General features: G+C 35.2%; 23 protein-coding genes. 6 read left to right on the top strand and 17 right to left on the bottom strand.

Annotation, left to right across the window (positions count from 1 at the left end; genetic code table 11):
* Position 1 precedes the first annotated feature (1 nt).
* Positions 2-505: a tripartite tricarboxylate transporter TctB family protein gene (locus ACFQU5_RS02815; RefSeq protein WP_390284489.1), complete on the bottom strand. Its 504-nt coding sequence runs from the start codon at positions 503-505 to the stop codon at positions 2-4.
* 1,020 nt (positions 506-1,525) lie between these two features.
* A complete protein-coding gene (locus tag ACFQU5_RS02810) occupies positions 1,526-1,795 on the bottom strand; it encodes a hypothetical protein (RefSeq protein WP_390284487.1) in 270 nt (89 codons plus the stop codon).
* A 237-nt stretch (positions 1,796-2,032) separates the two neighbouring features.
* Between ACFQU5_RS02810 and ACFQU5_RS02805 the strand changes: the two genes are divergently transcribed.
* Positions 2,033-2,503 (top strand): DinB family protein, encoded by a 471-nt coding sequence (locus ACFQU5_RS02805; protein WP_390284485.1) that lies wholly within the window; start codon positions 2,033-2,035, stop codon positions 2,501-2,503.
* A 63-nt stretch (positions 2,504-2,566) separates the two neighbouring features.
* Here the strand turns inward: ACFQU5_RS02805 and ACFQU5_RS02800 are convergent, their stop codons facing one another.
* The 3 genes from ACFQU5_RS02800 to ACFQU5_RS02790 form a co-directional block, all read right to left on the bottom strand.
* Entirely contained in the window at positions 2,567-2,680 is a 114-nt protein-coding gene (locus tag ACFQU5_RS02800; RefSeq protein WP_390284483.1) for a YjcZ family sporulation protein, read from the bottom strand.
* 283 nt (positions 2,681-2,963) lie between these two features.
* Entirely contained in the window at positions 2,964-3,587 is a 624-nt protein-coding gene (locus tag ACFQU5_RS02795; RefSeq protein WP_390284481.1) for a nitroreductase family protein, read from the bottom strand.
* Between the two features lie 23 nt (positions 3,588-3,610).
* Positions 3,611-4,045 carry a MarR family winged helix-turn-helix transcriptional regulator gene (locus ACFQU5_RS02790; RefSeq protein WP_390284479.1) on the bottom strand — a complete coding sequence of 145 codons (435 nt, stop codon included), beginning with the start codon at positions 4,043-4,045 and terminating at the stop codon, positions 3,611-3,613.
* 206 nt (positions 4,046-4,251) lie between these two features.
* Here ACFQU5_RS02790 and ACFQU5_RS02785 point away from each other — a divergent pair, with 206 nt between their 5' ends.
* Positions 4,252-5,994 (top strand): B12-binding domain-containing radical SAM protein, encoded by a 1,743-nt coding sequence (locus ACFQU5_RS02785; protein ID WP_390284477.1) that lies wholly within the window; start codon positions 4,252-4,254, stop codon positions 5,992-5,994.
* Between the two features lie 36 nt (positions 5,995-6,030).
* On the opposite strand, the gene ACFQU5_RS02780 is transcribed toward ACFQU5_RS02785, so the two are convergent.
* From ACFQU5_RS02780 to nirB, 8 genes are all read right to left on the bottom strand, one after another.
* Complete coding sequence (locus ACFQU5_RS02780) at positions 6,031-6,438, bottom strand: hypothetical protein (protein ID WP_390284475.1); 408 nt, start codon at positions 6,436-6,438, stop codon at positions 6,031-6,033.
* A 184-nt stretch (positions 6,439-6,622) separates the two neighbouring features.
* Positions 6,623-8,128 carry an aldehyde dehydrogenase family protein gene (locus ACFQU5_RS02775; RefSeq protein ID WP_390284473.1) on the bottom strand — a complete coding sequence of 502 codons (1,506 nt, stop codon included), beginning with the start codon at positions 8,126-8,128 and terminating at the stop codon, positions 6,623-6,625.
* Between the two features lie 80 nt (positions 8,129-8,208).
* Positions 8,209-9,771: an alkaline phosphatase family protein gene (locus tag ACFQU5_RS02770; protein WP_390284471.1), complete on the bottom strand. Its 1,563-nt coding sequence runs from the start codon at positions 9,769-9,771 to the stop codon at positions 8,209-8,211.
* A gap of 155 nt (positions 9,772-9,926) precedes the next feature.
* Positions 9,927-10,763: an N-acetylmuramoyl-L-alanine amidase gene (locus ACFQU5_RS02765; protein ID WP_390284469.1), complete on the bottom strand. Its 837-nt coding sequence runs from the start codon at positions 10,761-10,763 to the stop codon at positions 9,927-9,929.
* A gap of 340 nt (positions 10,764-11,103) precedes the next feature.
* A complete protein-coding gene (gene cobA / locus ACFQU5_RS02760) occupies positions 11,104-11,874 on the bottom strand; it encodes a uroporphyrinogen-III C-methyltransferase (RefSeq protein WP_390284467.1) in 771 nt (256 codons plus the stop codon).
* A 1-nt stretch (position 11,875) separates the two neighbouring features.
* Entirely contained in the window at positions 11,876-12,727 is an 852-nt protein-coding gene (locus tag ACFQU5_RS02755; protein ID WP_390284465.1) for a formate/nitrite transporter family protein, read from the bottom strand.
* Between the two features lie 54 nt (positions 12,728-12,781).
* Complete coding sequence (gene nirD / locus ACFQU5_RS02750) at positions 12,782-13,102, bottom strand: nitrite reductase small subunit NirD (RefSeq protein WP_390284463.1); 321 nt, start codon at positions 13,100-13,102, stop codon at positions 12,782-12,784.
* A gap of 18 nt (positions 13,103-13,120) precedes the next feature.
* Entirely contained in the window at positions 13,121-15,538 is a 2,418-nt protein-coding gene (nirB, locus tag ACFQU5_RS02745) for a nitrite reductase large subunit NirB (RefSeq protein WP_390284461.1), read from the bottom strand.
* Positions 15,539-15,807: 269 nt separating this feature from the next.
* Between nirB and ACFQU5_RS02740 the strand changes: the two genes are divergently transcribed.
* Positions 15,808-16,632 (top strand): uroporphyrinogen-III synthase, encoded by an 825-nt coding sequence (locus tag ACFQU5_RS02740; RefSeq protein WP_390284459.1) that lies wholly within the window; start codon positions 15,808-15,810, stop codon positions 16,630-16,632.
* 331 nt (positions 16,633-16,963) lie between these two features.
* Entirely contained in the window at positions 16,964-17,182 is a 219-nt protein-coding gene (locus tag ACFQU5_RS02735; protein WP_390284457.1) for a hypothetical protein, read from the top strand.
* Positions 17,183-17,459: 277 nt separating this feature from the next.
* Here the strand turns inward: ACFQU5_RS02735 and ACFQU5_RS02730 are convergent, their stop codons facing one another.
* Together ACFQU5_RS02730 and ACFQU5_RS02725 are read right to left on the bottom strand one after the other, a co-directional pair.
* The gene (locus ACFQU5_RS02730; RefSeq protein ID WP_390284455.1) at positions 17,460-17,993 is read right to left on the bottom strand and encodes a D-glycero-alpha-D-manno-heptose-1,7-bisphosphate 7-phosphatase; all 534 of its coding nucleotides are present in this window, start codon (positions 17,991-17,993) and stop codon (positions 17,460-17,462) included.
* Between the two features lie 5 nt (positions 17,994-17,998).
* Positions 17,999-18,484 (bottom strand): hypothetical protein, encoded by a 486-nt coding sequence (locus tag ACFQU5_RS02725; protein WP_390284453.1) that lies wholly within the window; start codon positions 18,482-18,484, stop codon positions 17,999-18,001.
* A 539-nt stretch (positions 18,485-19,023) separates the two neighbouring features.
* On the opposite strand from ACFQU5_RS02725, the gene ACFQU5_RS02720 reads away from it, so the two are divergent.
* On the top strand, positions 19,024-19,665 hold the full coding sequence (locus ACFQU5_RS02720; protein ID WP_390284451.1) for a hypothetical protein: 642 nt from the start codon (positions 19,024-19,026) through the stop codon (positions 19,663-19,665).
* Between the two features lie 127 nt (positions 19,666-19,792).
* Here ACFQU5_RS02720 and ACFQU5_RS02715 read toward each other — a convergent pair whose 3' ends face one another.
* Positions 19,793-20,209, bottom strand: coding sequence for a DUF378 domain-containing protein (locus tag ACFQU5_RS02715; protein WP_390284449.1), 417 nt, complete (start codon positions 20,207-20,209; stop codon positions 19,793-19,795).
* 224 nt (positions 20,210-20,433) lie between these two features.
* Here ACFQU5_RS02715 and cbpA point away from each other — a divergent pair, with 224 nt between their 5' ends.
* Positions 20,434-21,081: a cyclic di-AMP binding protein CbpA gene (cbpA, locus tag ACFQU5_RS02710; protein WP_390284447.1), complete on the top strand. Its 648-nt coding sequence runs from the start codon at positions 20,434-20,436 to the stop codon at positions 21,079-21,081.
* A 71-nt stretch (positions 21,082-21,152) separates the two neighbouring features.
* Here cbpA and ACFQU5_RS02705 read toward each other — a convergent pair whose 3' ends face one another.
* Complete coding sequence (locus tag ACFQU5_RS02705; protein WP_390284445.1) at positions 21,153-21,983, bottom strand: carbonic anhydrase; 831 nt, start codon at positions 21,981-21,983, stop codon at positions 21,153-21,155.
* Positions 21,984-22,180: the final 197 nt, after the last annotated feature.

Raw genomic sequence — 22,180 nt, 5'->3', positions numbered from 1 at the left:
CTTAACCTAAAATTCCTGATGGCAGCATTAAGTAAAATACATTTCTGAATATAAAGTAAACGATTACAGAAGTAAGCACAGAAACTATTCCTATTTTAATATGGCTTCTTTTTTCGGCAGGAGCCATTAAGTAAATCTGAATATATAAGTAAACAGCAGTAGAGATTAAAAATCCTAAAGAGGGCATTACGATTAGATAGAGAACAATTAGTAAAAGAGTAGTAATAACTAATAAATAAATTTCCTTTTTATTTTCTTTTTGTGGAATACTTTCAATACTCACAGCCTTTTGGATCTCTCCTTCTTTTTTCTTCTGCACATATGCTTTGATAAGAAGGGAAAAGCTTAGAATAAATAATGCAATCGCTACAATCCTTGGCAAGAAGTCTGGTCCTACGTTGGAAACAGTCATTTCCCTAAATGAAAAAGTAGCGATAAATAGAATAATTGAAACCGCTATCAAAACTAGGCTTGATATCATGTCTACGAGTTTATTTTCATGCATCTTGTTCACCTCCTTTTCCTAAACCGTGTAAAAACCCTGAAATTTACAAAAAACAACAAGAACACTACAAATAAGTAAGGGAATGGAGGCGACTGATCAATCTAGGTGGGAACTCAACCATTACTTTAATAACATACATGGGTATATTCTCCATGTGATGACAGTTGTTTAAAAAGCTGCCTCACAAAGCGAAAACATATAGGGAATAATACAATACTCTTGCTCGTTACTAAATAAGGACGCGTCTAACTTTAGACTGATAGAAGAGGTACAACTCAACAGTAGAAATGCATGTAAGTGTTTACATTAAAGTGCTACAAAGGATATATTTCCAATAATTCTAATTTTTCTAAATTGTAAGACAATAATACATGTTAAGTCAATCGCTTTTTTTTGCTTTAAACAGAATTATTCTTGTTCTAAAAAGAAATCTTCTGCATAAACGATTTATCGTTAAATATACAAGAATACTATAATTCTCTCGATTCATTTTTTGTATTTAAATAAAATCATAAGGAATTACTTTAATGCATATCTAAAAAATAATAAAACGGGAAGCCAACAACTTCCCGTTTATTTTTCCAATATAAGTATTAAATTATCTTTTTATAGTAAATTAAGTATAGAAAAGTTAAGTGATATATGAAAAAATTTTTGAGTTGAAATTGAAGTTTGTTAAAAACAAAATATCTTGATGTATTTCAAAAGCTAAGTAGAATAGCATTGGAGAAAAGCTGATGAAGCTCACGCGCTCATATTACTTATAATTATGGTAATATTTACGAATATTCACCCTGATGCGCCTAAAATTTTCTGGCCCTCTTATTAATTTTCTTCTTCTGATTTATTGCCAAAAAACTCAATGCAGCTGCTACTCCAATAGCTACAGCAAACCATGCTGCGAAACTCATCAGTATTCTATTAATTTATTGTAAACCACCCGTATAGCGGATTCATAAATCAGCATATGATTAAGGTGGTTGTCGTTTATGAAACTTTTAGAATTAATTCCTGAAACGATTAGTCGATTGTTTTCTTAATGATCGAGATTAACTGTTCCTTTTTAATAAAACCCTGCCTATATTGGAAGAAGGCGTCATTGAATTGGTTAATTTCAATCCAATGAACATTTTCACCGCCCAATGATTTGACGATGAGTTTTTCCGTACGAATAATCAGCTCTTCCAAAAATTGATTACCTTTTAAACTACTAACTATTTGAAGCGCGTTATTCATCTTTCGTTCTTTTTTGATTAAAAAATCATAGAGATCTAATAAATCCTCTATCATATGTTGTTCCCTTCTCTCTCTTTTTGACTTCTAACCACAAAGGATTCGATTATTTATTTTCCCTCTTCCGAAAAGTAAAAACTTAAAATTTCAAAAGATAGTCGTTCTTTTTAAACCATCCCTCTTTTCGTTCGACGAGATTTAATCAGCAGGTAAATTAGACAAATATTTCCTCTCCCCTTTTTCGCGAACATTCATTCGTGTATAATTACGATATAACCAGTAAAGGAGGATATTATGAACTCTATTGATTTAATAATTTTAAACTTGATTGAAGTAAGAAGAAGAAGCATAAAGGTGTGGACATCTATTCCGGCAGATAAGCTGAACTGGAAGCCAGATAGCAAGGCAATGACTTGCTTGGAAATGATTAGGCATGTCCTAGAAAGCGAACATTATTACCATCTAGCGATTGAAAATCGAGGCAGTTTATCTGCATTCGACTCACCTTTTGAAAATCAACCCTATACTACGGTAAAGGCCGAATTAGATTTTGCTGAACCTTATAGAAAACAATTCCTAGATACGATAAATTCTTTTTCAGAAAAAGACTTAAAGAATATTAAAATTGACCGTTCCGATTCAGGGTACATAAGAGATCTAGGTGACATGCTATTACGTATTGCCTACCATGAATCAGTTCATACCGGCCAACTATTGGATTATTTAAGAACAGCAGGTGTTCCAAGAATTCGTATATGGGATTAACTCAATTATATGTATAATATAAAAGACCAGGCAAAAAACCACCTGGTCTTCTAGCTGAAAATACTAATTACCCAAGAACGATGCACCAACGATAATTAGTAAAATAAACAGTACAACGATTAACACAAATTGACTGCCGTTACGGTTGTAACTGCCTCCTTCGTAGTTATAAGACATTATTTCACCTCCCTAGTTGAGATATTTTAGTTTATGGATAATTCTATTTGTTGAATGTGTGAACGTGGAGTTTTGTGAAAAAATAGTAATTTAATAGAAAAACGAAAATGAAAAACTTAGAAATAGCAAAAAATAATTTGTTCATAAAAAAAGCAGGTGGAATCAATTTCCACCTGCTAAAAGTATTTGTATCACAATATTATAAAAACGATTTATATTCTGGCGACTATAAGTTTATCGTATTTTATGTAAAGCGCAAGAAAACTAATAAGTTTAAGTTTACTTAGATATATTTCGCAATTTGTTCAACAGGCAGACGTGATGAGCCATAAGCTGGTGCAGCTGCTTCACCAATAGCGATTAATAAAATAGGTATTTCATTTTTTGGTAAATTGAATTTTTCAGCAAATTTAACCTTGTCAAAACCGCCCATCGGTACTGTATCATAACCCATTTCTTTAGCTAATAACATAATTTGCATTGTGATAAGTCCTGCATCAAAGTGAACAATGCTAGTTATTTTTTCTTCTGGTAAGTTTCCATACAAGGAAAGCGAATTTTTTATCATTAAATCAGCAATTTCTCTACTCATAAAACCTTGTTCAAAATTAGCATCATAGATTTGTTGTGCATTTTTGTACATTTCAAGATCACCGAGCACGGCAATAATTGCAGAAGACGTTTCCACTTGTTCTTGATCATTTGAAATCCGGCGCAACTCTTTTTTCACCTGCTGATCCTCAATTACGATAAAGCGCCATGGCTGCATATTGCTGGAAGAAGGTGCTGTGATGGCGTTTTGAAGTAAAGTATGTAATTTTTCACGAGGAATAGCAACACCTTCTTTATATCTGCGAACTGACTTTCTCTCATGCATTAATTGTTGAATTGTTTGTGTTATTGGCATCTTAGTAACCTCTTTCATAATAATTATATAAACTGTTTTTCAGTATTATCCATCAATTTACTTACTAAAAATTGAAGCTGCTTAGTTTCCTGCTCTGTAAATCCATTAAATAATTCATCGAAAAATTGCCTTCTACTTAAATCACAATGATCTAAAGCTTTTATACCAACATCCGTAATTTGCACAATGACCTCTCGATTATTCTGTTGATTACGATAACGATTAACAAAAGACTTTTCTTCCAGAATCTTTAAGTGTCTTGTAATAGCCGCTTGGTCAATTCTCAAAGCTTGTTGTAACTCTATTTGTGAAAGCTCTCCCCTATTAGATAATGTATATAGCATTTCATAACGAGTTAAGCTAATCCCTGTTCGTTTTTCAAAATTTTGAGTAACCTGCCGATCAATAGTTTTGAACGTAAGAAAAATATGTTTTATTTCTTCACATGATTGTTGCATATCTTCCCTCCTCATTCATTGACCAATCAATTATTGACTAGTCAATTATAATGCAAATATATGATAAATCAAACAAATAGATCCTTAAATACGGATTATTTATTGACAAAATTTCCCCCCCCTTTAAAAACGCATAATATCTAGACGTTGCCCGTTAAAAATCGTATAGTTATATCTTGATAAGTGTCGATAAAGGAGATTCATTCATGAATATAGTTTTAACAACTTTGAACGCCAAATATATCCATACAAACTTGGCGTTGCGTTATTTAAAGGGTGCTGCACAACCTGAGTTTGACCCTAAAATTATTGAATATACAATTAAAGACCCCGCTTTTAATATAGTTTCAGACCTGTATCAACATAAACCGGATGTTGTTGGATTTAGTTGTTATATTTGGAATATAGAAGAGACAATCGGAGTCATCAGGATGCTCAAAACGGTTTCTCCTGATACGAAAATCATTTTGGGTGGTCCGGAAGTGTCTTATGATGTCCATGATTGGTTGCGTCGTATACCAGAAGTGGATTTTATCGTTATGGGGGAAGGCGAACTTTCCTTTAAACAATTACTTCAACATTTTGAAGGAGAAATTCCGCTAGAAGATGTTCCGGGGATTTGTTATTTACAGGAAGGCAAGATGAAAATCCATGCTCAACCTAAGAAAATTGATCTACGGGAGCTTCCAAGTCCTTACCGTTTCGAAGAGGACCGTGCCTCTTTAGGAAAGCGAATTCAATATATCGAAACTAGTCGTGGTTGTCCATTTTCCTGTCAATTCTGTCTTTCTTCTATAGAAGTTGGAGTTCGTTACTTTAACCGAGATAAAATAAAAGAAGAAATTCGTTATTTAATGGACAATGGTGCCAAAACGATTAAGTTTGTCGATCGTACATTTAATATTAGTCGCAGCTATGCCATGGAAATGTTCCAATTCCTAATTGATGAGCATAAACCGGGGGTTGTATTCCAATTTGAAATTACAGCCGATATTATGCGTCCGGAAGTCATTCAATTCTTAAATGATAATGCTCCTCGTGGGCTATTCCGCTTTGAAATAGGGGTCCAATCGACAAATGACTTAACGAATGAACTTGTGAAACGTCGTCAAAACTTTGAAAAACTTAAACGAACAGTGACAATGGTTAAAGAAGGCGGCAAAATCGACCAACATTTAGATTTAATCGCCGGCCTTCCAGAAGAAGATTATAATAGTTTCCGTCAAACATTTAATGACGTCTTTGCTATGCGCCCAGAAGAACTACAACTTGGCTTCCTAAAACTATTACGCGGCACAGGACTTCGCGTTCAAGCAAAGCAATATGGATACACTTATGTAGACTTAGCACCCTATGAGATTTTTTCAAATAACGTTTTAACCTTCGATGAGATTATCCGCATTAAACATGCAGAAGATGTACTTGAAAAGTATTGGAATGATCATCGGATGGACAACACAATCGAGTATCTCGTTACAGAGGTATTTGAAACGCCATTTGATTTCTTCCAGAACTTTGGTACGTACTGGGAGCACAAAGGATGGTCACGGATCGGTCATCAGCTGGAGGATTTATTTAAGCGATTGGAAGAATTCTTATCTACTCAGCCAAATGTAAATCTAAAAATTGTCCGTAGTTTAATGCAGCTGGATTATTTATCAAAACAACAATTCCAACCAAGAAAACTTTGGTGGGAAGATCGGGTATCTCGAGAAGTACAAAGAGAAATATATAACTTATTAAAAGAAACGCCGACACTTGCTGGTGAGGAATTTGCCCAATTAGATCTAAATGAAAAAGAATTCTATAAGCATTCGCTCATCATTCAGTTTTCAATTGATAATAATTCTTTACAAAATGGACAAGTCGTTGAACAAGACGGCTACTTACTCACTTATTTCCGTAATGGACAAACACCTTATTTTGCATCCCTGCAAAAAGCGCTTTAGTAAAAAAATAGAGCCGTTCTACTTAGTAGAACGGCTCTATTTATCCTTTCTTTCAGTTAATAGATCTTGAATGATTTCGATATGGGAAGCGGCCCATGCCTTCTCTCGAAAATGGAGAAATAAACTAAAGGTAATCCCACCGATATAAATCAAGATAAAAATTAACCAATACTTACTCCCCTGTGCAAATAAAATCTCTTGTAGATTATTTGAAAAAATTAGAAACAAAAACGGAATCGATGAAACATACACAGGAATCATTCCCGAACCATTTTTCTCTTTAATCAATCGATAAAAAATTAGCTTTAATAGCTCACTTTCGATGGATTGATAAAAGTCTCGCACTTCCTTCATTTCTTTCAAATACTTTGAATTGGGTATATCAGCCGAATTTTTCTTTAAGTGACAATAGATTTTATGCGCATCGCCTCGAAACAGGTTCACAGTAAAACTTCCTTTCGAAATGCAGGTGAGCTTCAAAACGGAATACTATTTTTCATAACTATTACTTATATTGTGGGACTACAAACAAAATATACGAAAAAATACAAATTGCTGATACAAAAAAACTCCTTTAAATCTACAGGAGTTTCTTCTTCACATATATTATAGAAAAATGGTTGGTTGTCTATTCCGGAATATACGGCAATTCCAAGTTGTTAGGTAAGTTGATTACATGTGTTTCAGTATAGGATTTTATACCATCTTCTCCATATTCTCTCCCAACGCCAGATTGTTTGACTCCACCGAACGGGAATCGAACATCCAGTCCTTGTACTGCTGCTGTGTTAATCATTGTTGTACCGGCTTCTATTCGACGGGCAACCTTAACTGCATGCTCCTCTTCTCCCCAGACAGAGCTGGTTAATCCATAGATGCTTTCATTGTGCAATTCAATGACTTGCTCATCATCATCAAATGGAAGGATTGGAACCGTTGGACCGAATTGTTCTTCAACTACAATTGGATCTTGGTAACTTGCATCCAAAACAAGGGTTGGTTGCAGGAAATAGCCATTGTCCATAAGTTCCGGGTTTAAGATTTTCCCGAGAGGAATTATTTTAGCCCCTTTACTTTTCGCATCCTCGATTAAACTCTGTACATACTGCACTTGATTCTTATTATTTACAGGACCAACCGTTACATCTGGATTAAATGGATCCCCAATGCGAATCCATTTATTTGCTGCTTCAATGTATTTTTCAACAAATGCATTATAAATGGAGCGGTGAACATACACACGCTTGGCAATCATACATATTTGGCCAGCTGTTAAGAAGTTGGAAATAACCATTCTTCGTAATGCACGTTCATCATTCACATCAAAGTCTTCAAGTACAATTGCCGCATCATTGCCTCCAAGCTCCAGCGTCATTTTCTTGATCGTTTCTGATGCAGCTTTCATGATATGTTTGGCTGTCTTTGTTCCACCTGTAAAGGCAATTTTTGCTACCTTTTCATTCGATGTTAGTTCCACACCTACTTCTGCATCCCCATTAACGACATTTAATACACCAGGGGGAAACTCATCTGCAATAAGTTCAGTCACACGACTTACAGCTAAAGGAGCTAATGGGCTTGGTTTTAGTACCATCGTATTTCCTGTTAACAAAGCGGGTGCAATTTTAATGGTCGATAATGAAATTGGATAGTTCCAAGGCGTTATGGCAGATACCACTCCGATTGGATCATGGGTGATAATTGTTTTGCCATTTTCATGTTCTTTCGTTTCAGGTGCAGTTACTTTTTTAACATGCTCGCAAGCAAATTCCATCCACATAAGGGAAATTGCAATTTCTCCTTGTGCATCATATAGTGCTTTTCCGTGCTCACGGGATAATAACTCGGCAATTTCTGAACTCGCATCCTTAATTTTTTGAATCGCTCTCTTCATTCGGTTAATGCGATCATCCACATCACTCCATGCAAAATCCTTAAATGCATCATATGCCGCATCAATTGCTTTCATAGTCTCTTCTCTTGTATTGTTTGGTGCATAACCAACAATTTCTTCTGGATGAGTTGGATTTTCACGCGCTATTTTCTTTTCTGTCTGTATTTTTTCACCATTTATAATCGCATTTACCGTAATGGGTTCTGTAGTCAATTTTTTATGCCTCCAAATTTTATTCATACAAATGATAGTATGAAAATTCACTAACACAATTATTCAATCTGATATTCTTTAAATATCGAAAACTAGAGGCGGGACACTTAACGAACGATTTCGAGTATCCATTCTTTAATATCTACAAGCCGGTTGTATTTAGGCTTTGTATCCGATTCTGAAACAATAAGGGGTACAATGGAATCAACTTCATGAAGTGAGCCGTGTGCACCTCCCCCTGCATGGTCATGACTATGTTCTTCGATAAATTCATGGGATGGTTTAGCATCTACGATAATATAACGACCCTCATGTGAATGTAAGGCTCCATACAATCTCGAAAGACCATCAGGATAATTGCCATATTGAATTAATCTATCCTGTGAGATGGAAAAATCTAAAATAGAAAAGTCTCCTTCCAGATTCCAACTTTGGTTAAATGAATCTTTATATTGGCCGGTTTTTGAAAATGAAAGGACATTTTCCTTTTCTGGACTTATTACATAATTGAAATTCTTGTCTTTCCAAGCAATAAAACCAATCCGCTTATCCTCTTTTAATTGATCTATTATTTCATTCATCTCAATTTTTTCATCATTCAGGTTGATATATGCCATACGTTCATTAATAGCAATCGCTAATTGACCCTCAGGATTTTCTCCACTCCAAAATGAATAATTCTTAAGTATTTCATTAAGATCGATTAAACCCTTTTCTTTATCCTGTTCTATGGGAGATTGCGCACTATCCCCCATCACAATCCACGTTACTTCCTCAAGAGCTTCCTCCCAAGAATTGAATTGATTGAATAATTTCTGAATTGTTTGATCTATTTCTTCAATTGCACTCCCCTCTTCTATTCCTTTTCGATGCACCTGGGCATCGAGATCCGGAAGATAAGCAAGTGTAAAGGACGGCAATTGGTTATGTTCAATTAAGTAATTTAGCTCATTAACCGTAAAATCATTATTTACGCCCATCCGATTCCAAATAAATTTATGATTATCGTTATCAGGATTATATTGAGATAGCGCACCAAGCGATAAAATCGTCGGTCCACCAACTTCGATTTCTTTAGGAAGTAATTGCATCATTGAAAGGATTTTGGGCACGTATAATTGATGGATTGCATCTCCTCTATAGATTAATCCATTTATTGAAGCAGAAGGAATTTGAGCTTCCGCAAGCTGTTCATAAATGGTTTTCACTTCTGAACTTAAGTGTTCATTATTTAACCGAATAACACTATCTTTTGCTACATTTTTCACACCATTATTCCAAATTTCCCTCATTCCGCTCCCATAGCTGATCATTCGATTCTTCTCTTGGTTAAACCAAATAAGACCTGGTATTTTATGTTGATCTGCATAAGCACCGGTCAATATCGTACTATCAATTGCGACAGACATCGTTGGATAGGAGCTAATGACATCGGGGATATATTGCCCATTCTTTATTAAAAAAGAAAAAGCTGGTGCCTGGCCATTTTTCATTGCTTTTTTGAGTGGTTCGTTCATTAAGGAATCAATAGTAAGAAGAATGACAGGCTTCTCAGAGGATTTCACTTCTAGTTCATTCAAATTTTTGCTTGGGCTTACCGATATCGACATGATAACAATCGCTAGTAAAAAGACTAAAACCAATAAAAAACTGAAAATTTTTCTTTTCATAAATTCACCTATTTTGAAGTAATATCTTCATTATGCGTTTTTATCACGTAGTTTATGTGTAATAAAAAAGTCTGAATTTAGCCGATGCTAAATTCAGACCTATAGAAAATGGTAATTATTTCCTAAAAGAACACCTATATCTCTTTACCATTGCTTTATTCTGGTTCCACTACTAGTTGAATTTCACCTGAAGCTTTCCGGTATTCAACTTCTGCCAACTGCTCTCTTGTGAGAGGACGATTCGGATAGACATCACTTAATAGTCCAATATTCGTTGCCCACTCCCATTCTTTTGCATGCTCAGCAAGCGGTTCACGTTCTACTAGTCCAATCAGTCTTTCCAACTCTTGTATTCTCCTAGCCTGAGCATTTATTAAACGTTTTAATTCCTCATATTGTGCCAACGTTAATTCCTCCTTGGGACTTTGTATCGCTCTAGTCAAACCAACAAATTTAGCAAAATTTTGCGCAATAGACCTACCAGCATTTGCTAAAACAGTATCATTACGAAGTTTTGTTATGTCGATTAAACTGTCCATAAAGCCGCCTTCAATTAAAATCGAAGGCATAGTTGTTTCGCGAACTATGTGTAAATTTCCGCGTTTTACTCCTCGATCCCTAAGACCATAAGATTTAACAACTGCAGGATGGATTGCATTAGCTAATTCAACACTTCGAGGTTGAGGACTTGTATACACAAAGGTTTCAACACCTGTATGATTTCCCCACCGACTCCCAAGTGCATTGTGATGAAATGAAATATAGTAATTAGCAGACCATTTATTTGCCCCATCTGTACGTTCTCTTAACGGAACATCTCTTTGTCCTGTGGGATCATCAAATCTCCTAGTCATTACTCCTTTATATAGAGCCAATTCTTTTGCAAATGCACGGGCTACTTTATCGTTGAATGACCATTCTCTTTCTCCATCTGGCGTCCGTTTACCTGCTGTATGCAATCCATGTCCAGCATCATATCCAACTTTTATCATTTCTTATCACCCTTGGAAATAGTATATGCTAAAGGTCTTTAACTGCTAGAACAATTGACTGTGTTTTGAAAATACTTCCTCTATTAATATATATGAATTGATAGAATTTAAAGAGACATCCAATAATAAAAAGCCATAAACAATATTGCTTATGACTTGGTACAATCAATATACACTATACAATTATGTTACATTGGGGAAATATTTACTGCCTGTTAAAAACCACATTCCATAAGATGACTTCGTTTTCCTTCTATTCTTTTGAGTGATAAGTAACATTTCACTTCCGTTTTGAAGAAATCGTGCCTAATAAAGGAGTTGCTCTACTGGCCTGCTTCCATCACAGGGCACTAGCTACAAGATATTCATTGTTTTCTTCGAACCAATTCAATTTTTCTCTTAAACGTACAACTTCTCCTACTATAATCATACTCGGGTTTTTCACTTGCTCTTGAATGGCTATATCAAAAATTGTCTCAAGCGTTCCAATTATCGTACGCTGCTGATTTGTTGTTCCTTGATGTATTAATGCTACAGGTGTTTCTTTACTTTTTCCGTGGGCCAGTAATTGGTTTGTAATATAATTCAAATTCTTCATTCCCATATAAATGGCTAAAGTATCAACACTTTCCGCTAATAACGCCCAGTGAATATTATCAGTTTCCCCTTCCTTTCGGTGCCCAGTAATTACTGCAAATGAAGAACTATATTCACGATGAGTCACCGGGATGCCAGCGTACGCTGCAGCGGCAATCCCTGATGTGATACCAGGTACGACTTCAAAGCGTACGCCAGCTTCTCGACAAGCTGCTGCTTCTTCAGCTCCTCTTCCAAAGATAAATGGATCTCCTCCTTTTAAGCGTGTTACAACTTTTCCTTGTTTTGCATATTTCACTAATTCCAGATTAATTGTGTTTTGTTGCATCGTATGGCAATTAGGAAACTTACCGCAAGAAATTAGTTTTGCATCTTGTTTTGCATGTTTTAATAAATCTTTATTTACTAAACGATCAAAAAAAATGACATCTGCTAATTCAATACATTTTAACCCTTTTACTGTAATTAACTCCTCATCTCCTGGCCCAGCACCAACAATATAAACAACGCTCATATTAGAACCCCTCCACTTCGCTTATCGGATTGGTATTTTTCACTTGATGACGTTCATGTTTGCTTTTTGGTAATTTATGGTAGGTTAAATATAGTGCCAGCCCTGTAAAAATAAATCCTCCAATCATATTGCCGATTAATACAGGAAATTGATTCCATACCCACCAATCTGCAATTCCCACATCAGCACCTAGTAATATACCCGCCGGAATAACAAACATATTTACAACAGCATGTTCAAATCCCTGTGCAAAGAAAATGAGAATCGGTAACCACATTGCAACGATTTTGCCAATAGTGGATTTTGAAGTCATGGCCATAACTGCACCTAGTGTAACCATCCAATTGCAAAGAACCGCTTTAACTATTACTACAATAAGCCCTGTAGCACCCAATGCCTGATAAGTGAGCGTTTTACTTTCAGCCACATTAATAATCTTTTGGGCTACTGCATGGTCAGTGACTGTACCAAGATTCGTAATTGCTATTACAAATAATACAGCGTAAATTAACCCTCCAATTAAATGTCCAGCAATAACCCAAAACCAGTTATTAAGCATTTCTTTTACTGTTGCTTTTTTATCCATTACAGCTAGGGGAATTAATGCAAAATTCCCCGTTACTAATTCAAGTCCTAATAAGATGATAATGACAAAGACAGCTGGAAAAAGAACTGCCCCAACAATTCCTATTTTTGTTTGCATTTCAGCCGTAAATGCTAAAGTTGTTCCAAAACCCAATAATGCACCAGATAAAATACCACGAATAACTAAATCCTTTATTGGTATTTTCGCTTTATCTGCTCCAGCTTGAATCATATTTTCAACAACTATATCCGGTTTAATATAAGACATTTGCATCCTCCTCAAAAGGAAATCGTTTTGTGAACTTTCTTATAGTCGCAGAAATCAATAAAGCAGAATATATACATCGTCACCTTCAACCTCAACATCAAAGGTTTTTACACACCCATGATCAGGCTCTTGTACTTTTCCTGTCGTAATATCAATTTTCCAATCATGCATTGGACAGAATACATGCTGTCCACTTACTAATCCCTCTACCAGTACTCCACCTCTATGAGGACAGCGATTTTCAATTGCATGAAAGCTTCCATTATTTAAACAGAAAAGTGCTATTTCTACCTCTCCTATTCGTATTGTCTTTCCAAAACCCTTAGCAACCTCATCAACTTTAACGACCTTTATACGTTCTGCAATTTTTTTCATTGCTTTCCCTCCAGTTTGTTATTGTTGTACCGTTACTTTTTCAAATAGTTCATTTTTAATTTTTTCATTGCCGATAATTTTCTTCCAAGGATCTTCTTGCACTGTAACTGCTATATTAAGGCGTTCATTTAGTTCTTTTCGTTCTTTTGGATTTTCCATAACTACTCTGATATTTTCCAGGCCCATACGCTCCAACCATTTTGATGTTCGCTCTAAGTAAACGCCAGTTTCGCGATAATACTGGAAGTAGGCTGAGGCATATTCAATCACCTCTTCAGCGGTTTTTACTTTGCCGAGCAGGTCGGCAGCACGTAAATGTGTCCCGCCATTTCCACCTACATACATTTCAAAGCCTCCTTCTACCCCAACAATCCCAAAGTCTTTAATACCGGATTCTGCACAATTACGAGGACACGCCGATACGGCCATTTTAAATTTATGTGGTGAACCAACACGTTCTAATCTTTTCTCTAAAGCAATTCCCAGACTCATAGAATCCTGTGTGCCAAATCTGCAGAATGTCTCACCTACACAGGTTTTAACAGTACGCAATGTTTTCCCGTAGGCATAACCCGAAGGCATATCAAGCTCTTCCCAAACCTTTGGTAAATCCTCTTTTTCAATACCGAATATATCAATTCGTTGACCACCTGTAACTTTCAGCAATTTTGCATTATATTTATCTGCCACATCGGCAATTTTGCGTAATTGATCTGAGTTCGTTACTCCTCCATACATACGAGGAACAACTCCGAAAGAACCGTCTTTTTGAATATTGGCATGTAAACGTTCATTCACATAGCGTGATTCACTTTCATCTTCATATTCGAGCGGATGTATCATGCCTAAATAATAATTCAATGCTGGTCTACATTTCGAACATCCATCTGAAGTAGTCCACTCCAATACATTCATTACTTCACGAGTATGCATTAACTGTTTTTCACGAATAGCCTCAATGACCTCGTCCCGTGATAGACTAGTACAACCACATAGGGTTTCCTTTTGAGTTGCAGGATCAAAGTTATCTCCTAAAGTAATTTCAAGTAATTCAGAGATTAATGATTTACAGCCACCACACGATCGTGATGCACTAGTACACGCTTTTATGCCCTCAACGGAATTGCAGCCTTGTTCGTGGATAGCCTGTACAATGGATCCTTTGGATACCCCGTTACATCCACAAATAACTTCATCAGCTTCCATGGATGCAACAATACTTTCACCAGTATCTCCTCCAACTGGCTGTAGCAGACTAACTTTAACCGTATCTGAAATATCTGCTTGTTTTTTTATCATAGAGAAAAGACGCGTTCCTTCTCTGCTATCGCCGAACAACACTGCACCAACTATTTTCTTACCTTTAAAAACCACTTTTTTATAAAGACCATCTTGTTCATCATAAATCCTTAGCGCTTTTTTCTCGCCACCTTCGATAAACTCCCCTGCCGAGAACACTTCCACACCAGAAACTTTTAGTTGAGTAGATACAACCGAACCTTCATATGGGGAGGATTCTAATCCACAGATTGCTTTTGCCAGCACTTTTGCCTGTTCAAATAGAGGTGCTACTAAGCCATATGCAATTCCATCATGCTCTGCACACTCACCAACTGCATAAATATGGGGGATGCTTGTTTGTAAGTAATCGTTAACGATGATACCTCGATTTGTATTCAGCCCAGTTTTATGGGCTAGCTCAATATTCGGCTTAATACCCACTGCCATTACAACTAAATCACAAGCCAGTTCATCTCCATCAGCGAATTTTAAATACTCCACTCGGTTTTCGCCAATTATTTCAGTTGTGTTTTTCTCTAATAAAAATTTCATTCCCTGTCTTTCTAAATCTGTTTTCAGTAGAGAAGCAGCAGTAGCGTCTAACTGGCGATCCATTAAGTTATTACCAAGGTGGACAACCGTTACTTCCATTCCTAAGTTTAATAAACCTCTCGCTGCTTCCAAACCTAGCAATCCACCACCAATAACAGCAGCCCTGCTATAATTCTTCGAAGCATTTACCATTTCATCGGTATCTTTTATATCTCGAAATGTCGTAACGCCTTCTTTATCGCTACCTGGAATCGGCAAAATGAATGGCTTTGATCCTGTTGCTATTATTAGTTCGTCGTAAGGAATTGCAGTACCTATATTCGTGGTAACCACTTTTGTATTAATATCAATTCCAACAACTTTTTCATTTACAAATAACTGAATATCATTTTCCTCATACCAAGACCAATCATTCAATGTGATATCATCTACCGTCGTATCACCCTGCAGCACCTTGGACAAAAGAATTCGATTGTAATTTGGGTAGGGTTCTTCTCCTATAATCGTAATCTCGAAACTACTTTTCGAAACATGTAGTATTTCCTCAATCGTTTTTACACCAGCCATACCATTTCCTATAAGAACTAATTTTTTTTTGCTCATATATAATCCTCCTCGAAATCGCGATTGATTTGACAGAAAATTCTAAAACCTATATGTCAGATAATATCACATAAGACTCATTTGTAAAGCGTCTTTTTATACAAAAATTATTGTTAACGTTTACATTTAAACACGAATTATACAAAAATAAGTTAAATACGAGCTCCAAATAGCTATCTTAAGTTATTTTGTGTTATTTTTTCTAACATAAGTACTTTTCAACATAATTTCTGTTAATATAGAATTATTAAATAAGGAGGAGGATATAGATGGGTGGATTAGATTACAAATGCATCGCTTTATTAGGAACAAGAAAAATAGATGAGCAAATAAATATTATCAAGCAACTCGGTGGAACTGCTGTACACCGCCCCGCTCAAGGAACCTTATTCTTTGATTCTAGTTTTATTGGAAATGAAGTTAAAGAGATTATCAACGGAAAATTTGAATGGATCCTCTTCACTACTGGTATTGGAATTGAGAAATTATTCGAGGTTGCCAAAGAAATGGACCATGAAGAAGGCCTAAGAGAGGCTCTCCAAAAGATGAATATTGCTATACGTGGTTATAAGTCAGCTAACACATTAAAAAAGAGAGGCTTAGTACCTATGGTAAGGGATGATGACGGAAGTATTTCTGGTCTGATTCGCCAAATGCAGTCATATGATTTGAAGGATAAAACCGTGGCAGTTCAACTTTATGGTGATCCCGCAGTTGAACTCATTAATTGGTTAAAAGAACAGCAGGCTAATTATCAAGAAATTATTCCTTACCAACATATTCCTCCAAAGAAGGATATTTTGGAACAATTAATGGATGAAATACTAACAAATCAAGTTGATGCAGTAAGTTTTACAAGTATCCAGCAAGTTCGGTTCCTTTTCAACCACGCAATAGAGAAAAATCAGAAATCTGAGCTTCTACAAGCGTTTGAACATCAAGTACTTGCTCTTCCTGTCGGGAAAGTTACAGGTAAAGCATTACATGATCGAGGTGTAGAAAGAATGATTGTACCTCAGGACGAAAGAATTGGAAGTGCACTAATGACTTTAAATAAATATTATAAGGAATCTGTCATAAATCAAAATAACTAGTAAGAAGTTGCTGGGACAAAACCCAAAAAACCATTTTTCTCGAGAAAAATGGTTTTTTTCAGTGTGTGAAAACTGATCTTTTTGCGTGCATGTTGAAAGTCTGCAGTCTCAAGTATCGTCATCTTTTTAGTAAACACTTTAATCTGCAATCAATTTATAAAGTATCCGTATGTTATCATTTATTTCGCTAGTTTTATTGAAATTTCTACTTAAGTCCCAACTTTTTCAATCTAAACTTATTAAATTTTATTTTCTATTTACATTTTCCTTCCTTCTACAATTCATTTTACTTCATAGAATGTAAGTATATTAAGTTGAAGGGAGATAGTTTATGTTCGCTGTTCATTTTTACGAAAGAAACACACTATTTATTAGTAAATTATTAAATGAAGTTCCTGCAGTTGGTTCTGAGATTAAACTGAAGGGACGTAAAGGTAAAATTACAGATGTAGCCGAAATCGAGGAAAATAGATTTCATGTACAAATTGAATTAGAAGTTATTAAGAAAGTTCCTTTAGTTGGTGCTGTTGATAAAAAGAAAAGAAAATAGTGTACAAAGCTTCTCGAAGGCTGGGACAAATCAAAAAATATCAAATTTCTCTTTGAGAAATTTGATATTTTTTGATTTTGCTAAATTGAATTACGGCGCAAAAAAACAATGCACCTGTCGCTTCGCTTTCGGTGCAACAAAAACAATGCTCTGCAGCAAAAGGCATAGCCGAAATCTATACTCGCCCCGAAACGAAAATCTATTCAAGCTTTAATTCCTTAGCAAAGATTCTTAATCACTCAAAGATTTTTCTACTTCTAACCAAACTCTGAATATTTTATTGATTTCTATTTGCATCTTCAATGATCCAATCTGCAGCCGTAAACAAATCCGGAAAAATAGCATCAGCTAGTGGATCGCTTTTACCTAAAAACACCGTTTTGGTTCCAGCTTTTTTCCCAGCCTGAATATCTGTATCGGTATCACCAACCATATATGACCTTGGTAAATCAATCTCATACTTCTTCCCTAAATCAACAATCATTTTACTTCCTGGTTTCCGGCATTCACAACCCGCTTTTGGTTTATGTGGACAAAAAGCAACGTCATGAACTTCTGCACCAGATTTTTTTAGTTCTTTAATCATATGTTCGTGAATTTTAATGAGTTGAGCTTCCTTCATAAATCCAAGCCCGACGCCACCTTGATTGGTTACAACAAAGATATGATCAAAATAATTATTTAGCTTATTTATAGCTTCAGGTACACCAGGCAGAAAATAAAAATCCTTTGGTTGATTAACAAATTTTACTCGATTGGTTAAAACCTCATTGATTACACCATCTCGATCTAAAAACACTGCCCTTTTCACATTCATCACACCCTTTTATTTACTTCTCTATTTTTACTGTACTCACCAATCAATCTATGAATTTTTAAAGTGAGCTTATTTTTCAAAAAGTAAGTTTTCGCTCTAACTGAAATTATATTAACTTGCTTTGCAATTCTAGAAGGAACGGTTTTAATCTCGACTGTTTTAACCTTTTTCGCTATAGAAATAATATCGCCTTTTATTTCTCGGCCATTTTCCATAACTTCTACTGTAAATGTTTCTATCAAGGCGACAAACCAAACTGTTACGAGCAGCATTGTAATGACAATGTCTAGTATTTGTTCAACAGGACTTATTTTATCCATTGTAAAAATCATCTTGAACAAAAAGAAGATTACACCGGAGCCGGTACTGACTGAAGCGTTATACAGGATGTAATTGTATGAAACCTTTGTGCCTAGATAATACATTACGATAGCAATAGATAACATCATTAACAAACAAATAAGCAATAGATATGGGTAACTCATTATTTCACCTCTTTTTCCAATTATATTAATTATTACCTAACAATTGGTTTTTAATTCAAATGGTGGGGATTCTGAACAATACAGACCTTTTTGGTATTCATGGCACAGAAAAAAACCTTTAACAGGTTACAGAGTGTAGATAAGGTCAATTACTCGAAATTGACTATATGTTTTATTTTTAAAAAATTAATGCAAACCTAGACCGTCTTGACAACACTTGAAAACAATGCGGTCGCCTAAACGTTAACCCGAAAGTACAATATCTTCATGAGGGACGAGCGAGGCAACCAACCCAGGACAAAGAGTCCGTCTGTAACCTCAACCTGGTCTTTTAAATTGATATTTACCAAAAAAAATTCAATTTAGTTACATTATTCAAGCTGTTCCGACACAGAATAGGAATGGTGATGAGTGACTAATTTCGTCACTTTTTATATTGGGAAAAGCAGCTCATTGAAAAGAAATCAAGGTGGTGAGATATTATATTCTCTTTTCACTTCCCTATCAACTATGAAAATAAACATTAGGAGTGAGTAACAATGAAAAAAGGAAACAAAGTTTGGATTTATTTCCTTACTGTTTTGCTTTCTATCGGGTTATTCGGTACAAGCATTCTTCCCGTCCACGCTCATGAAGACATGCACAAATTTCACGAAGAGTATGATAAATTAGATGATGCAGCAAAAGCAAAAGTGGATGAGTCATTAAGCACATTAAAATCTGATTTAAAAGAAATGGGTTTAGAGGTTCCTCAGAACAAATTCCATGAACAAATGAAGAATTTAGATAAAGAAACCCAAGAAAATGTAAAAGCAATTTTTAAACAAGTAAAAGAAAATAAAATGACTAAAGAAGAAGCTGATAAAAAGCTAGCTGAACTAGGTGTTGACCCACCCAAACATAAAGAATGTAAAGTATTCGAGAACCTTGATGAAGAAACAAAAGAAAAAGTAAAAGCAATTTTTAAAGATCAAAAAGAAGGCAACATAACGAAAGAGGAAGCTCATAAAAAACTCGCAGAACTTGGAATTGAAATGCCTAAGCATCCAATGAATGAAAGTTTTGAAAAATTAGATGATGCAACTAAAGCAAAAGTTAAAGAACGTGTGGAACAAGCGAAATCTGAACTTGAACAACTGGGTGTAAGTCTCCCTAAAAAGTTTGAGTTCTTAACACAATAAAAAAGTGAAGTTTGGTATTCTCTATTAGAGGGTACCTTCTTTTTATGTAGGAATTAAAAAGTGTAGACAAAGTCGAATTGCCACTTTGTCTACACTCTAAAAGTAATCATCAATCTAACAAAAAGACTTAAACAAAATTATCCTTGTCATTTTTGCCTTTACCATCATTCTCATATAATTCAGTAGCTCGATTGTTTCGAACTTCTGGATTATTTGATGATTGGTCAGAGTCTGTAGTTCGATTTTTCTGTACTTCTAAGAAGTCAGCTTCTTCACCAAACTCAGTTTGATAATTCATATTTGTGTAGGCATTGCTATGATTGTTATTGGCAATTTCTACATCATTTTCATCATAAGCCTTAAATAGTAATGGGATACTAAGTAATCCAGCTAACCCGACTAAACTATAGACAATTCTTGATAAAGCCGAATCCTGGCCACCAAACAGTGCTGCCACAAGATCAAATTGGAATAAACCAATCAATCCCCAATTAATAGCGCCTACAATGACAAGAACTAAAGCAAGTCGATATATGATTCCCATGTTTCCCCTCCTATAATTAATTTATTTACTTACTTACTTACACAATTTTTTTCTTATTGTGTTCATTTATTTTTTGCAATTCTTTTTGATTTATACACTTAAATATGTATATCTCCAAAAGTGTATTCATACTATAAAATATACTGAAACTCATTTGCCCAAATTTACATTGTTTATAATATTTGTATGGGAATGTTCGCTATGATTAGAAAGGACGACTTTGAATGATTATTAAACAAAGATTATTAAAGAAAAACGACGTTATATGGTGTAAGGAATCGGATAATAGTACCCAAGTATTAGCAAAGCTGAAGACTTCCGGCTATCGGTGTATTCCCATTTTGGATAATAATGGACAAAAGTTTGTCGGAAACGCTTATAAAGTTGCCATTCTTGAGCACATGTTGGAGCATGAAAAAGAAGAAGTACCGATTGCCGAGTTAGCAAGAGATCAAGATGGAACGATCTTCGAAGAGAGTTCATTTTTTGAAAGTTTTTTTTCCATCAAGCGACTGCCCTATCTCGCCGTTCTCGATGAAGAACAAAATTTCGCAGGAATCCTAACACATTCAAAGGTATTTGAACTATTGGAAGAAGCTTGGGGATATAAAACGGGAAGTTGTGCACTAACTATTGCTTTGCCTGATACAGAAGGAATATTAGCAAAAGTCCTTACACTTGTTAAGAAAAAAACATCTGTTCATAGTGTTTTTACCATTGATGATGATAATTGGTATTTAAGAAGAGTGATTCTAACACTAGGAAAAGACGCCAATCAAACGACAATCAAAGAAATTGAAGAATTGCTTCATAAAGTTGGTGCCCGTCTAATCGATGTCGAAGTATTTAATAAAGATAAATTTTCAAAGTAATAGTATCAGTCTTTTTTTACAATTTGATGAAAATAAAAAGCGCGATTGGAAGATTGCCCAATCGCGTTTTTTTAATTTAGATTAAATTTATAAACATCTCGACCATTTAATTCTTGAATCGGTCGATTATTTTGCAAGAAAATTGAACTGAAACGGTTAATTTGATCATCAGACATTTCAATTGGCTGCTCTAGAATAAACCAATTCACACCTTCTGTACATGGTGGTGCTGTTATCGAGCCCATATATTGGTAAACACTTTTTTGTTCAGGTAATAATAATTGCAAATCAACCGGATTTTTTAATACTTTTGCAGCCTCAACACTATCTGTTGGAATCTCATCCCACATTTCGGCTAACACAAGGTTTTCTTCTCCACTTTCGATAAACAATCCAATGATCGCCATTTCCCCTTCTTCGGACTTATGATATAAATGAGCCTCCATATCAAAGTATTGACCATTTAACTGATGTTCGCTTGGTGAATGGAAATGGATACCTGTCAATTTGTATTCTTTATTATTAATTAACAAGGAGTTTTCAAGGGTTGTTGAATTTGCCTCAATTGTATGCCCGATATTTTCAACTGTGAATATTGCCTGATCATAATTAAGTGAAATTTGTTCTGCTAATTTCACCGCTTCCTGTTGATCTACCCCTTCTTTTATTTCGATGTTAATAGGTGATTGAAGCTCGCCTCTGCCACATGCTTCGTAATTTGAATTTACATTCATCCATTGTTCAGGGCCATTCTCACCTGTATATGACCAATAAACATCAGCTGCAGTTAATTGTTGTTTATTTTCTACAGGCGCCTGCTCTGTCGTATCAATTGCAAAGTATCCAATGACACCTATAACAACAACAAGTGATAAAAAGGCATAGATGTAATTTTTACGCATGATTTTATTTCTCCTTTTTAATGCTCTTTTTATCAAGGTAGCCAATTTATACGCTTTTCTATTCACCCTTGGAGAAATTTAATATTGATTTAATCTTTATTAAAAAAGGTGAGACAAGACCTGAAAACACCATTTTCCTAGAGAAGGAAAATGGTGTTTTCTCGATGTAGCTAAAATTGATTTCCGTTGCGGGGACG

It is taken from the genome of Ureibacillus sp. GCM10028918, from assembly GCF_042666115.1.
Taxonomy (GTDB): Bacteria; Bacillota; Bacilli; order Bacillales_A; family Planococcaceae; genus Ureibacillus.
This window is presented reverse-complemented; position numbering and strand designations above follow the sequence as displayed.

Excerpts from the sequence above, each read along its gene's own strand:
- ACFQU5_RS02790 (WP_390284479.1), bottom strand. The coding sequence starts at position 4,045 with ATGCAACAATCATGTGAAGAAATAAAACATATTTTTCTTACGTTCAAA.
- ACFQU5_RS02815 (WP_390284489.1), bottom strand. The coding sequence starts at position 505 with ATGCATGAAAATAAACTCGTAGACATGATATCAAGCCTAGTTTTGATA.
- ACFQU5_RS02800 (WP_390284483.1), bottom strand. The coding sequence starts at position 2,680 with ATGTCTTATAACTACGAAGGAGGCAGTTACAACCGTAACGGCAGTCAA.
- ACFQU5_RS02705 (WP_390284445.1), bottom strand. The coding sequence starts at position 21,983 with ATGCGTAAAAATTACATCTATGCCTTTTTATCACTTGTTGTTGTTATA.
- ACFQU5_RS02785 (WP_390284477.1), top strand. The coding sequence starts at position 4,252 with ATGAATATAGTTTTAACAACTTTGAACGCCAAATATATCCATACAAAC.
- ACFQU5_RS02770 (WP_390284471.1), bottom strand. The coding sequence starts at position 9,771 with ATGAAAAGAAAAATTTTCAGTTTTTTATTGGTTTTAGTCTTTTTACTA.
- cbpA (WP_390284447.1), top strand. The coding sequence starts at position 20,434 with ATGATTATTAAACAAAGATTATTAAAGAAAAACGACGTTATATGGTGT.
- ACFQU5_RS02765 (WP_390284469.1), bottom strand. The coding sequence starts at position 10,763 with ATGATAAAAGTTGGATATGATGCTGGACATGGATTGCATACAGCAGGT.
- ACFQU5_RS02775 (WP_390284473.1), bottom strand. The coding sequence starts at position 8,128 with ATGAATAAAATTTGGAGGCATAAAAAATTGACTACAGAACCCATTACG.
- ACFQU5_RS02735 (WP_390284457.1), top strand. The coding sequence starts at position 16,964 with ATGTTCGCTGTTCATTTTTACGAAAGAAACACACTATTTATTAGTAAA.
- ACFQU5_RS02810 (WP_390284487.1), bottom strand. The coding sequence starts at position 1,795 with ATGATAGAGGATTTATTAGATCTCTATGATTTTTTAATCAAAAAAGAA.
- ACFQU5_RS02725 (WP_390284453.1), bottom strand. The coding sequence starts at position 18,484 with ATGAGTTACCCATATCTATTGCTTATTTGTTTGTTAATGATGTTATCT.
- ACFQU5_RS02795 (WP_390284481.1), bottom strand. The coding sequence starts at position 3,587 with ATGCCAATAACACAAACAATTCAACAATTAATGCATGAGAGAAAGTCA.
- ACFQU5_RS02755 (WP_390284465.1), bottom strand. The coding sequence starts at position 12,727 with ATGTCTTATATTAAACCGGATATAGTTGTTGAAAATATGATTCAAGCT.
- ACFQU5_RS02715 (WP_390284449.1), bottom strand. The coding sequence starts at position 20,209 with ATGGGAATCATATATCGACTTGCTTTAGTTCTTGTCATTGTAGGCGCT.
- nirD (WP_390284463.1), bottom strand. The coding sequence starts at position 13,102 with ATGAAAAAAATTGCAGAACGTATAAAGGTCGTTAAAGTTGATGAGGTT.
- nirB (WP_390284461.1), bottom strand. The coding sequence starts at position 15,538 with ATGAGCAAAAAAAAATTAGTTCTTATAGGAAATGGTATGGCTGGTGTA.
- ACFQU5_RS02720 (WP_390284451.1), top strand. The coding sequence starts at position 19,024 with ATGAAAAAAGGAAACAAAGTTTGGATTTATTTCCTTACTGTTTTGCTT.
- ACFQU5_RS02805 (WP_390284485.1), top strand. The coding sequence starts at position 2,033 with ATGAACTCTATTGATTTAATAATTTTAAACTTGATTGAAGTAAGAAGA.
- ACFQU5_RS02740 (WP_390284459.1), top strand. The coding sequence starts at position 15,808 with ATGGGTGGATTAGATTACAAATGCATCGCTTTATTAGGAACAAGAAAA.
- cobA (WP_390284467.1), bottom strand. The coding sequence starts at position 11,874 with ATGAGCGTTGTTTATATTGTTGGTGCTGGGCCAGGAGATGAGGAGTTA.